The organism is Nibribacter koreensis (assembly GCF_039541795.1).
Classification (GTDB): domain Bacteria; phylum Bacteroidota; class Bacteroidia; order Cytophagales; family Hymenobacteraceae; genus Nibribacter; species Nibribacter koreensis.
Window position 1 is genome coordinate 13,487 of record NZ_BAABGX010000002.1, and the last position, 12,312, is coordinate 25,798.

Annotated in this window: 8 protein-coding genes; 4 read left to right on the forward strand and 4 right to left on the reverse strand. The window is 48.6% G+C overall.

Translation table 11 applies throughout. From position 1 onward, the window contains the following. Positions 1 to 88 precede the first annotated feature (88 nt). The 3 genes from ABD880_RS07270 to ABD880_RS07280 form a co-directional block, all read right to left on the reverse strand. Positions 89 to 2,848, reverse strand: a complete 2,760-nt coding sequence (locus ABD880_RS07270) for a DNA methyltransferase (RefSeq protein WP_345164173.1) — start codon at positions 2,846 to 2,848, stop codon at positions 89 to 91. A 1,330-nt stretch (positions 2,849 to 4,178) separates the two neighbouring features. Then, complete coding sequence (locus tag ABD880_RS07275) at positions 4,179 to 5,528, reverse strand: sensor histidine kinase (protein WP_345164175.1); 1,350 nt, start codon at positions 5,526 to 5,528, stop codon at positions 4,179 to 4,181. A gap of 366 nt (positions 5,529 to 5,894) precedes the next feature. Further along, complete coding sequence (locus ABD880_RS07280; protein WP_345164177.1) at positions 5,895 to 7,493, reverse strand: M20/M25/M40 family metallo-hydrolase; 1,599 nt, start codon at positions 7,491 to 7,493, stop codon at positions 5,895 to 5,897. Positions 7,494 to 7,654: 161 nt separating this feature from the next. Here ABD880_RS07280 and ABD880_RS07285 point away from each other — a divergent pair, with 161 nt between their 5' ends. From ABD880_RS07285 to ABD880_RS07300, 4 genes are all read left to right on the forward strand, one after another. Next, positions 7,655 to 7,909: a hypothetical protein gene (locus tag ABD880_RS07285; protein WP_345164179.1), complete on the forward strand. Its 255-nt coding sequence runs from the start codon at positions 7,655 to 7,657 to the stop codon at positions 7,907 to 7,909. A 735-nt stretch (positions 7,910 to 8,644) separates the two neighbouring features. Beyond that, positions 8,645 to 9,319, forward strand: a complete 675-nt coding sequence (locus ABD880_RS07290; RefSeq protein ID WP_345164181.1) for a Crp/Fnr family transcriptional regulator — start codon at positions 8,645 to 8,647, stop codon at positions 9,317 to 9,319. Then, positions 9,300 to 9,956, forward strand: coding sequence for a CatA-like O-acetyltransferase (locus ABD880_RS07295; RefSeq protein WP_345164183.1), 657 nt, complete (start codon positions 9,300 to 9,302; stop codon positions 9,954 to 9,956). Before ABD880_RS07290 ends, ABD880_RS07295 begins: the two co-directional genes overlap by 20 nt. Before the next feature lie 336 nt (positions 9,957 to 10,292). Continuing rightward, on the forward strand, positions 10,293 to 10,535 hold the full coding sequence (locus ABD880_RS07300) for a hypothetical protein (RefSeq protein ID WP_345164185.1): 243 nt from the start codon (positions 10,293 to 10,295) through the stop codon (positions 10,533 to 10,535). A gap of 201 nt (positions 10,536 to 10,736) precedes the next feature. Here ABD880_RS07300 and ABD880_RS07305 read toward each other — a convergent pair whose 3' ends face one another. After that, complete coding sequence (locus ABD880_RS07305) at positions 10,737 to 12,239, reverse strand: DUF4153 domain-containing protein (RefSeq protein ID WP_345164187.1); 1,503 nt, start codon at positions 12,237 to 12,239, stop codon at positions 10,737 to 10,739. Between the last annotated feature and the right edge of the window lie 73 nt (positions 12,240 to 12,312).

The following is a 12,312-nucleotide window of genomic DNA, read 5'->3' on the forward strand; positions in this document are numbered from 1 at the left end:
ACGCGCGAAGCAGAAAGCGGTTGACGTGGTTTTCCGTTTTCGGGCTGAATTCTGGAAAACTGGCCGAAAACGCATGAACCCCGGTTGTTTAGGCTTCTGGAACCACGGCGGCCTTTCTGGTTTTCTTGGGTTTCTCTTTGGCAAACAGACCGGCGGTGTACTGGGCATACAACTCAAACAGGAACTCCATGCGCTTGGCCTCGCTCACAAACGCCTGCGGACGGTAACACAAATCTACGGCCTTGTCCAGGTCTTGGTGCGCCTTGACCAGTTTGGGCGGCATGGTGAGCGGGTCATACAAGTCTGCCAATGAACTGCCGGTAAACTCTGCCCGTACGTCCAGCACCTTCTGCGCGGCCACTTCTACGGCTTTGACCTGCTTCTCCGAAGGATTTTCTGGCCAAGGGAAGTTGTTGTAGACGATGTCATTTGAATAACGGAAGCGACTTTCTAATCTTCCACAAACATTTTTTACCCAAGCCATATGCATTTTGGATGATAATATTCCAAAATGAAAAAATGAATCAGTTTTAATAAAAGAGCAAAGATTGCTTGGAATCGTTTCTTTGTTTATAAATCCGATTGGAATATATCTTCGATTTTCAGAAGAAACTAAAGGGATAATTATAGCATGCTCTGGATTATGCTTATCCCGAAAGGTAGTAGGAAAATTGGCCAAATTACGAGCCTGTGAATCAGGACTTTTTTCTCTTAGCTCTTTGACTTTTTTTACCCGGTCTAGAACATAAGGTAAATTCTTTAATTTAATTGGGTCTACATCAACTAGCCACAAGCACCATCTCGACTTACCATTTATAAATTCTTCAGAACCTATAAATCTTCTAAAGTAATTTTCAGATAATGGCTCCTTTTGGATAAAATCTTCCTTTTCCTCATCATTAAAAATTAGATTTCCTCCATCTATTGCTTTATTTCCTGCTTGCATTGGAAACACATTGCAAATTGGCTTCCCTCGTTTTGAGATTATAGTATCTTTCCCTTCGGTTAAGTAGGGGGTAATATTCATGGCTACATATTCATGAGGCTCTGAGTTGTAACTTTCATATTCATAAATAAACTTCTCATTCACATCGAAGTTGGCAAAACCAATAATCACCACATGAACCGCGGCATTTCCTTTTGCTTCGTTCTTCCAGTTGAAGGTGCGGTGCGCGAAATGAATTTTAATCTTGTACCGATTAAATAACTCGTTCCAGAGAATACCCACTTGCTCGCCTTGGGCAATAGAATTGGTAGACACAAAAGCAGTTTTAATCTTGGTGTCTTGCATGTACTGCGCGGCTTTTAAATACCAGGCGGCTACATAGTCTAAAACGCCAGCACCGTTCACGCCCGCAAAAACTTTCTCCATATCAGCTTTCTGCCCAGCGTTTTGGTTTGATTTGCCAATAAACGGCGGGTTGCCCAGAATGTAGGTGAGTTGGTTTTTGGGGATGACGGTTTCCCAGTCTAGTTGCAGGGCGTTTCCGTGGGTGATGTTGGCAGATTTCTTGAGCGGTAGGCGCGCAAAATACTGCCCGAACTCCTGACTGATGGCCATGTTCATCTGGTGGTCAATGAGCCACATGGCCACCTCGGCAATGCGCGCCGGAAACTCTTCGTACTCAATGCCATAGACCATGTCCACGTCCAGCCAGATAATTTCGCGCACATCCAGAATCATCTGCCCAGACTTGTTCATGGCCCGTAAAATCTCAATCTCCAGCAAACGGAGTTCGCGGTAGGTGATGATGAGGAAGTTGCCGCACCCGCAGGCCGGGTCCAGGAACTTGAGCGTGCTCAGCTTCTTATGGAATTCGGGGAGGCGGTTCTTATTGGTCTTTACGCTTTCAAACTCGCGCCAGAGCTCATCCAGAAACAGCGGCTTTATGAGCTTGAGGATGTTCTTCTCTGAAGTGTAGTGCGCGCCCAGGTTTCTACGCTCCTTGGGGTTCATGACGCTCTGGAACAGACTACCAAAAATTGCCGGCGAAATCTTGCTCCAGTCCAGGGCACAGCAGTTTAGCAGTTGCGTGCGCATTTTGCTGTCAAAGGCGGCCGGCGGCAAAGGCTCTTCAAACAGCTTTCCGTTCACGTAGGGGAACTGGTTCAGGTGCTCGTCTATGTTCTTGAGGCGCTTGTCTACGGGCGTGTTTAAGATGTAGAACAGCTGACTTAAATGCGCGGCCAGGTCAGAGCCGTCCTCACTGGTTTTCTGCTCAATGTAATCCTGGAAAAGGCGCTTGTCAAAGATGCTGGTGTCTTCAGAGAAGAGGCAGAAGAGAATGCGCACCAGGTACACCTCCAGCACGTGGCCCTCATAGCCAATCTCCTGCAGGCGGTCATGCAGCTTGCCCATGCGTTCGGCGGCCAGAATGTTGACGGGGTCCTCAGACTTATAATGCTTGGTCTGGTAGCCCAGCAAAAACCCGAACAGCTTTACGTTCTTATACAGGTCCTGCAACAGAAACTCCTGCTGAGTGCCGTCCTCCAGATCATACAGCCTGAAGCGCTCAAAGTCACTCACCAGAATGCACTTGGGCAGGTCATATTCCTTGAGTCCGGCAAAATAGTCTTTGGCCTGCGTGTAAGCCTTGTCCAGGTCCTTGCCCTTAGATTTCATCTCTACCAGCAGCACGCCCTTCCAGAGCAGATCAATGAACCCGTCCCGTTCGCCCAGCTTCTTGACCTTGTGCTCAAACGTAGAAACGCGCTTACTGCTTATGCCAAACACGTTGAAGAACTCCACCAGAAAGGGCTTGGCGTCTGCCTCTTCACGGGCGGTGTCTTGCCATTCTTTGGAGAACCTGATGGCGCGGTCCTTTATCTCATTCCAGCTTAAAGCCATGGTGTGTTGCGTCTAGAAAGGGAAGGTAGGAAAATTCTATATACCCCGCCTACGTAGTTCCCGCAAGCCCATCGTTTTTGGCCTGTTTTCTGGATTTCAGGCTGAAAACGGGGGGTATAGTTAAGAGTTAAGAGTTATGAGTTAAGAGTTGGATGATGGTAGAGACCAGGCACTGCCTTGTCTTGGGCGCATTGCCTTCTTCTGCTAGTTTTATCTGCTGGTGTAAACACCCCCCTTAGAGCTACGCTCGGTGCCTCAAACTTCCGTTTGGGCAACCCTCAAGGGGGAAGTCTGCGGTTATGAAAGGCTCATGGCGCAGACGCAACTTGTTTAGTCCTGAGTCATGAGTCATGAGTCTGAAGGCGCTCCTGTCCTCCCCCTACCCCCTCCGAAGGGGGACGGAATGCGTGTTAAAGTAGCAATGCCCGGGCAGTTGCAGACTGCGCTCGTCATGGATCCAAGTCAAAGACTTGAACCATGGCTACGGGAAAGGAGATAGTTACAGCCGTGCGCAGCACGCGTGACTCTGCAGCGACAGAGACCGCCATTATCTTCCATCAGCCAATCAACCATCAAGCCCTTACAGGATTGGGACCAAAACCAGTCTTGGCTCTGAGCGCCTCTGTTGTTTCGTCGCCTGAAAGGCGGGGCCAAAGGCCCAGAGTACAACAGCAGTGCGAAGGGCCAGGACGAGGCCCCGCGGCCTTGAGCGCTTAGCAGACATAATGCAACAAGACTGGTAGTACGCACCGGAAAGAGCGGTCTTACTCAGGGAACTGCCAAATGCGTGCACCAAGGCATTGGCAAAAGTTATAATAGCTAGAGAAGCAGTTTGGGTCGTTGGTGAGAACACCAACAACGGCGTAAGTTGGTCCTATGCAACAACAACAACAACAACAACAACAACAACGGCGACAGACGGTAGCATAGACCATGCATACGCAAGGTGAGGCACATGCCTCAGGGGATTGGAAATCCCCGACAGAGTAGTTCGGGATTAGAAATCCCGAACAGCGTAGATCTCGAACAGCATAGCAGCGTAGCAGCAGAGACCAACCACGGCGGCGCAGCAGAGGCAAGTAGTATAGCAACTGGAGAGGCAATCTTAATCGTTGGTGAGGGCGCCAACCAAGGCAGGCTAGAATTGAGAACAGAGAAGAAGCAGACCCACCAACTGGGATTCAGGCAGAGAGATAGTCAACCTAAATCGGAAGCAACAGAACTAATTTGCTTGCGGACCCAAGCGGACGCTGGCGCCATGTCAAACGCCTCAGGCAAGGCTTCCTCGCTTTTAGCCTGATTCCCAGAAAACAAGCTAAAAACGCAGACGCTAAGCAACTGCCACAAGGGAGGTAGAAGCAGCAACAAGTCCCTCCGGCACCAACGGCACCTCTACAAAGAAACTCACGCCAGAAACAGGGTGGCTTTCAAACCAGATGCGGCCGTTCTGGGCTTCTACAAACTCCCGGCAGAGCACCAAGCCTAAGCCCACGCCCTTCTCTTGTTGGGTGCCATAGGTGGTGCCGCTGTTAAGCAAGAAAATGTCTGGCGAAAGAAGCGCGGGTTGGCCGTTGCCGCTGTCGGTGACGGTTAAGAGCAGAGAGCCGTCCTGCTTTTGGGCGCTCACCTGCACGGTGCCGCCAGAGTTGGTGAACTTAACGGCGTTGTTGACCAGGTTCCTGACAATTAACTGCAGAAACTCTACTTCAGCGATGATGTGGACCGCTTGGTCTAGCGCATACGTCAAGGTAATGTCTTTGCGGCGCGCAATGTCCTTGAACAGCTCCAGGGTAGAAGACAGCGCCTGGTGGACGTTGATAGACGTCAAGGCCTTCTTGCTCCCGTCCATCTGACTTTTAGACCAAGCCAGTACGTTGGTGAGCATGTCCAGGGTGGTCTGGGTATTCTGCAGGAGCTGCGTTTTAATCTGCAGGCGTTGCTCAGGGGGCATTTCGGCCTTGGTCAAGAACTGAAGGTAGCCTTGAATGTTCGCCAAGGGCGCGTGCAGGTCATGTGATATGATGGACAACAGCTTGGTCTTCTCCTGGTTTAGCTTTAGCAAGGCTTTGTTGGCTTGTTCGGTGGCCAGGCGGGCGTTGTTGTAGTGGTTGAGCAAGAAGACGGTACACACCCGTATGAGCACAATTACAATGAGGTAGGTGGTGACCATGTCAATAAAACGGGTCTCCCGGCTGAGGTAGCGCCCAAGGATGACTTCTGGGTACAAGTACTCCACCAAAGCCAGACTTAAAATTAGCCCTACGTTGACGCTGGTCCAAACCCAGTAGCGGCCTTTGGTAGCCACCACCAGAATAGGAAAGAAAAACAAGGACAGCAGCACCAGCGTGGGGCCGGTAATGCCGTCATTGAAAAAGTAATTAATGCCCAAACCCGCATGCACGGACAAAGACAGGATTAAAAAACTGCGGTGGTACCTGCCTTTGAACCTGGACAGATAAAACGCATAGGTCACCAGTCCCAGCAAAAAAATAGTAACGAAGAATGGGCCGTACAGCGCAGAGATGATGTTGAACGGAATGTTATACCCCACGCCTATGATGGTGATGAGACAGAAGGTGTTGTAAACACGTTGCTCCATGGAGAATTCCTTAGCCGAACCCACCAAATGTACCCATGTCTGCTTTATCTTCTCCCGTACTCCCGTCACGCTACGTATCATTCTTAAGCGGCCTTAAACCGGCACAAAGATACTAGGTATAGATATAAGTTAATTGCACTATAAAAAGAATGTAGCAACATGAAATAGCATCGTATAAACAATTTTTAAAGGCTATTTTAAGTCATATACTCAATGTTATCAACCTTAAAAGAATCCCACCCAGGTTAGACTGGTTTAAACAATTGTCTATTTCAAAATTTAACAATATCAATATAGATTAAAATTATCTAGGCTAGATACAAATCATTTATAACCGTGGCAAAAATAACAAGGGCACCTTCTGTGCAGATGGTCTGCCGTAGAAGGTGCCCTTGTTCAATTAGGTTAACAGCGCTCTATTAATCAGAATGCCATTACTGGTTACACTTAATCCAAACCGCCTTTACGGGTGGGTTTGTTCTGCGTAGGCCAAGTGCCCGGCTGCCCTGTTCTAGGGTTTACCGGCAAGACAATGCGCTCTCTGGATGTTTTGGCTGGATCTTCGCTGGCCATGTAGGCTAAGATGGCGGTTAAGATGGCATTGCTGCGCACATCATCAAACACAATCTTGTCATAGGTGTCGCGGTTGGTATGCCAGGTGTAGGTGCCGTATGACCAGTTCAAAGAGCTCAGGGAAAATGCCGGGGCGCCCGCCGCTACAAATGAGGCATGGTCTGACCCGCCCCCGCCCGGCGTACCCGGGAAGTTGGTTTCAATAGGCTGACGGATAGACGCCGGTACCGCAGACAGCCAGCGGCCAATGTAATCATACGAGTGCAGAAAGCCCTGACCCGAGATGTTCACCACGCGGCCCGTACCGTTGTCCTGGTTGAAGACCGCCTGGATGTTCTTCACAATCTCTGGGTGATCTTCTACAAACGCGCGTGAGCCGTTCAAGCCCTGCTCCTCACTGCCCCAGTGGCCTACCAGGATGGTGCGCTTAGGGTTAGGATAGAGTTTCTTTAAGATGCGCATGGCCTCCATCATGACAATGGTACCAGTCCCGTTGTCTGTAGCGCCAGAACCGCCGTCCCAAGAGTCAAAGTGCGCTGACAGGATCACGTACTCATCAGGCTTCTCAGAGCCTTTGATTTCTGCAATGGTGTTGAAGGCCGGCACTACGCCTAATTCCTTCGCATTCACCTTGATGTTGATTTTAGGCTTGTCGCCGGCTTCTACCATGCGGTACAGCATGCCGTAGTCTTCCAGGGCAATGTCTACCGTAGGGATTTTCTTGGTAAAGGCATTGAAAATCTTGTTCACGCCAAACCCCGCTGACCAGTTGGACATGACAATACCTGCGGCGCCGGCTTTCTCCAGCACCGCGGGCAAGGTGCGGGTGGTATAACCAGTTTTGGCCAGTTTGTTGCGCCAGGCTTCGGTTTGCGCCGTGCGTTGGGCTTTCATTTTGTCAAAAGAGGCTGCGGTGGCAAATTCCTGCCAGTTATAGTCTGGTCTACCAGTGGGCTGGTACATAGAGATCATGACCAGTTTGCCTTTCACATTTGGCAACCATTGTAAGAAAGAAACGGAGTCGGTGATTTCTGCCGGCAGGGTAATCAGTTCGGCGGTGACGCCTTTGCCTTTGGTGGCCGGGCTCCAGGCCAGCTGCATGCCCTCTAAGGATTTTACCCTAGGTGCTACCATCTCTATTTGTGACGTGCCTCTTTCCCAGCCACGCCATTCGCCCCATTTCTCGTTGCGGGCCATGATGCCCCAGCCTTTGTACTTCTCAATGGCCCAGTCGTTGGCCTGCTTCATTTGGGGCGAGCCCACCAGACGCGGGCCAATTTTATCCAAAAGTTCATAGGCCAGGCGCTCTAGCTGCGAATTCTCGGTGGCTTCCTTCACAATGGCTTCCACCATCGGGTTTTTAGGTGCTTGCGTCTGCGCGTTGTTGGGCGTTTGGGCCTGCCCTACCTGGGCAGACAAGAGCAAGGCCGCCAGCAGGGCCTTGGGCAGGTGATGGGTATAGCGTTTCATCATAGTTTTCATGTTTGCTAATTTAGGAAAGGATTACCGTCTGGCAACAGATAAATCTTACGCACAGGCGTTTGGCCGCTTTCCTTTATGAAAGCAGCCTCTCTTCCTAGAAACTTATTTGCCTTATATTTACTTTATAGGGTACCCCCATACCATAGACGCACATGCTAGAATATTCTATTTTTAGAAAGCTGCCGCCTTGGATGCAAGTGCAAGAGTTGGCCCAGAAAGGCGCTTTCCTAGCTTTAAGACACCATAAGGACTGGACCGTCCAACTCTATTACATTGACAACCGCTTTGTAGAAGTCTGGGGCCGGGGCGGCTTGCACATCGTCAGTACGTTTTATGAACCTGCTAATGCCTTGCACGTGGTGGAGCCATATTTAGGGACGATGGAGGTGCAGGATTTGTATCTGTAGTTTGGTTTTTTTGTTAGGAATTTCTGAGGTGGAGGGCAAGATTATTTTTAGCTGTTGTTGGTGTTCTCACCAACGACCAAGATTGCCTCTCTAACTGCTGTAGTGCATTTGTGCACTTCCGTTGGCTAATCCCTAGGTAATACCTTGTGCTCCGGTGCGTACTATCTTTCTTGTTGCATTTTGTCCGCTAAGCGCTCACGGCCGCGGGGCCTCGTCTTGGCCCTTCGCACTGCTGTTGTACTCTGGGCCTTTGGCCCCGCCTTTCAGGCGACGAAACAACAGAGGCGCTCAGAACCAAGACTGGTTTCGGTCCCTTTCTGCTGAGACTAGATGATAGATTCAGGTTTTTGCATGTAAGTTCAGCTGCTGTCGCTGCAGAGTCACTCGTGCTGCGCACGGTTTGCTTTATCTTGGTTCACGAGAGCGGCCGACTGCCGGTTGTAGCGTCGCTCCGCGGAACGACGTGGTCCAACGCAGCATTGGCCGCGCTATCCCGGTTGGCACTGTTCTCTGAAACAGAAGATTCATTCATTCCCAGAAAGAGGTTTCTATTCTGCCAGAGGCGTTCCCGTTACATGGGGGCACGTCGTTCCGCGGAACGACGTTACGTTAACAGGTGTCGTTTTTAGCTCCATTCCCGGAAATCAGCCCGAAAATGACTCAAAGGATACAAGCCGTTTTAAGAGAAAGACAATTGTCCTTGGGTACCGGTGTGCAAGCCTGTAAGTTTGTGGCATGGAAGAGCAATTTTTCACTGACTACCGGAGCCGCATCGTGCAGTTCTTGCAGGCAAACGCTATGTTGCTGGCCCAGTACCACAGTACGCAAGTTCAGGTAAATGCCCAAGAAGTGCTTCTACAACAAGGAGCCCATCCCAAAGGCATTTATGTATTGGCTTCGGGTCTGGTAAAGGTTACGCGCACTACCGCCAACGGACAACTTTTTACCTTGGGCGTATTTGGTCCCGGCGAGATGGAGGGTGACGTAGAAGCCATTTTGGGCATGCCTTACATCTGCACAGTGCATACCCTCACACACTGCTCATTCCATTACCTGGAGCAGGCACAATTCCTTCAGATGCTGGCTCAGGAACCTGACTTCAATTTGCTGGTGCACAAGGCCATAGCGTCTAAACTGGCTAATACCTCTTTGCAAACTTCCATCCAGAGCACCAACCGGCTCTACTACACGCTTTTGATAGTTTTGCGCGAACTCTCCCAAGTCCAGGACCTCCACGTCACCAAAAGCCTGCTCACTGAGTTCTTAGGCACCTCGCAGCGCAACCTAAACCGCCTGCTGGGCCAGATGGAGGACGAAGGAATTTTACATGTAAAAGGAAGCCAAATACAGCACATCCATAAACCTCTAGTTGAGAAAAGAATCACCACGTATGACCACGAAATACACTAAACACCCTATCACCGTGCAGGGCTGGGACCGCGAAGAGCAGTTCAATTTTTTCAAAAGCTTCACCCAGCCGTTTTTCAATGTGCACACAGAGATAGACATCACGCCGCTCTATACTTATTGTAAGCGCACCCAGACGTCTGTGTTTATGGCCTATTTGTACGTGACCTTGCAGGCCGCCAGAACCGCTGACAATTTCTTGTACCGCCTGGACAACGGACAACCGGTCAAGTATGAGGGGCTGGACATTTCCACCACGTTGCTTAAAGACAATCAGACCATAGCCTTCGCACATTTTCCTTTCCAGGATTCTTTAGCCGAATTCTGCGCTTCTGCCCAAGCCATTAGTCAGGAGGTAAAATCCAGCCCCAAACTATTTCACGGCTACCAAGGCCCCGACAACCTGCATGTCACCACCCTGCCCTGGTTTCCCTTTAAAGGGATGGAGCACGCGTTTATGATCAATGACCAAGAAGCTGGTATTCCTAAAATAGCGTTCGGGCAGTTGGAAAAGCGTGAGCATGGCGTTTTCCTGCCGTTGAGCATTGCCCTGCACCACGCGCTGGCAGACGGCTTTCACATACACCTGTTCCTTCAGCAAATGAGCGGCTACATCAACGCATTTGACTTTGCTGGTTAAGTGATTGATGTGGAGATTTGGAGATTTGAAAATGTGGAGATGCCTAAATTGAACCTTTCACTTTGTCACCCTGAAAGTGGCACATCCTGCGGGCTTGGTTTGGGAGACTTGTGGGTTGGCTAGACAGTTCATAGTCTCTGATGGCATTCTCTTCCATATTTTGAAAACAATCCCCATGGACACATCTTCAAATTTCCACATCTCCACATAAATCCGTTTTTAGTCTCTTTTGGCCAAAACATGCTAAAAACGCATTCTATCATTCTCCTTCTTCGTCGCATTCCCGTTAAACCAATTTCTAATTTTTAACTTCTAATTTCTAATTACAAAAAGAACATGGTTCAACGCGAAGTAACCGATAAAGACAACCTTACCTGGACGTGCGTGCAAGCCTATGCGGGCCTAGAGGGAGATGCCGCTGAAAAAGCCACTGAGCTCAGTGAGACGGACGCTGGCAAAGTGACCGTAGTCTGCACTCCCAGCGGCCAGGCCCAAACCGTACGGCTAGAAGTTGCCAAAGACTGGCTAGACACTTTATCAGACGATGAACTGGTGCAACAGATTGAGCAGAATAGGTAACAGCATCGTTCCCTGAGATATCCAGCGTAGCTTGCACACTACTCATATGCAGTGGAAACTCCCATAATCGTTTTTGGCCTCTTTTGATTAAAAGAGGCCAAAAACGATTATGGGAGTTTTTTGAATGGTCTAAATCTAAACGGACTTCTATTAAAACCATTCAAAAAAACTGATGTTCCTCCCGAAGGAGATATGCCCTCATCACCTTAACTCATTGCTCAGGCGCCAATCATTGTAATTCCAGGACTGCCACTCTTTTTGCGCTTCTCCCCTCAAATACTCCAGCTCCCATTCCGCCAAAGATTTTTTTTGATTGTCAGTGAAGGCGTGCCTGGATAAGGCAATATCCTCTTTCAAGAGAGAGAGGTTAGAATTAGACAAAGTGAATAGATATGCAAGGTCTGGCGACTTGGCATAGGTCAGGTTGAATCTAGTAAGCACTCTGTCCCAGTTCACGGTAGAGAAGACCACCAGAAGTACGTACACTGCCCAGCCATTCATTCTAAACAGATACCAGTTGGTCTTAACCTTGGACACTTTTATGTAACTAAAGATCAATCCTATTCCAGTTAAGATGAGGTAGGTGTACACCCCAATGCGTTTATAAGTCAGACCAGTACCTGTTATGTAAATGCTATTCTTGGTGAGCGTAAGGAGTACCAACACCATGTTTAGTCCCAGCCACACGTAGGCTAACTTTTTTAAAGATTGGTTCTTGCTGTAGAAGTTCAGGTTTTCTCTGAATAAATATAAAAGAATGGCAATGGCTAAAAGGATAGTGAAGATGAGAGTATATACGCCTTGATGTAAATACTCTGAATAGGGTATGCCCTCAGGAAGGTCACCTATGAAGAGATAATACGCGTCGGACAGTATAAATACAAAAAGGAGTCCATTCAGCAGGGCCAGTAGCAGCACGCCCGTTTTCAATTCATTCTTCAATGCCATGGTATTAAAAACCCTTTGAGCATATTTTTTGACCCGGCAAAGATGATTAGGTGCCAACTCATCCACCTTAGCCAATTTTGTTAGGATCAAGGGCCTGAAAAAACAAACTAACAACCACGCTCCAAACAAAGTAAACCACACCCATGGCCAGGAAATAAAGTCAAAGTTTATAAAACTTAGTACATGCTCAAATCCCATGCTGGAGTTCTTGTAAAGCCACAGGAAAAGAAAGAATATCACCAAAGGAAGCCCAACCACGGAAATCCGATGTTTACTGGTTGGAACAAACGACAAAGTGGCAAGCTGTTGCTCTTGGGTAGAATCCTTAGAAACCATCAATGCTTTAACAGGTGCCGCTATCAAGGACCAGATAGCATATAGGGCCGCATAAAAGATGGAAGCAGAAGGCGCGGTGCTAAACACGGCTAAAAGTGCAAGGGAAATAACATTAGCCAAAATAGACAAGCCAGAATTTACTACAACAACGCTGAAGGCAGAGATAAGGCAGGCAAAAGCAGTGATCAGCCAATTTCTGTTAAGCATTTCCCTCCTTTCCTTCTGGAAAGTGAGTAAGGCAATCAAAAGCACTGTAAACAGCAGGTAATTAACTCCCGCAGTCTGGCTATAGAATAGATAACTGTAGGCAATGGTGGCAACGGGGAGGTTCCAATTTTTCTTTTTCATATAGGTGAGAATAGTAAGGTGCACGACACTATTATATTGCATAGTACTTTGTGTTACAAAGTTAATTTTCATTAAAAAAGGCCATAGTTGACCTTATCTTCTATCACTTTACATAGTACTTTGCGTTACAAAGTTAATCTCACCA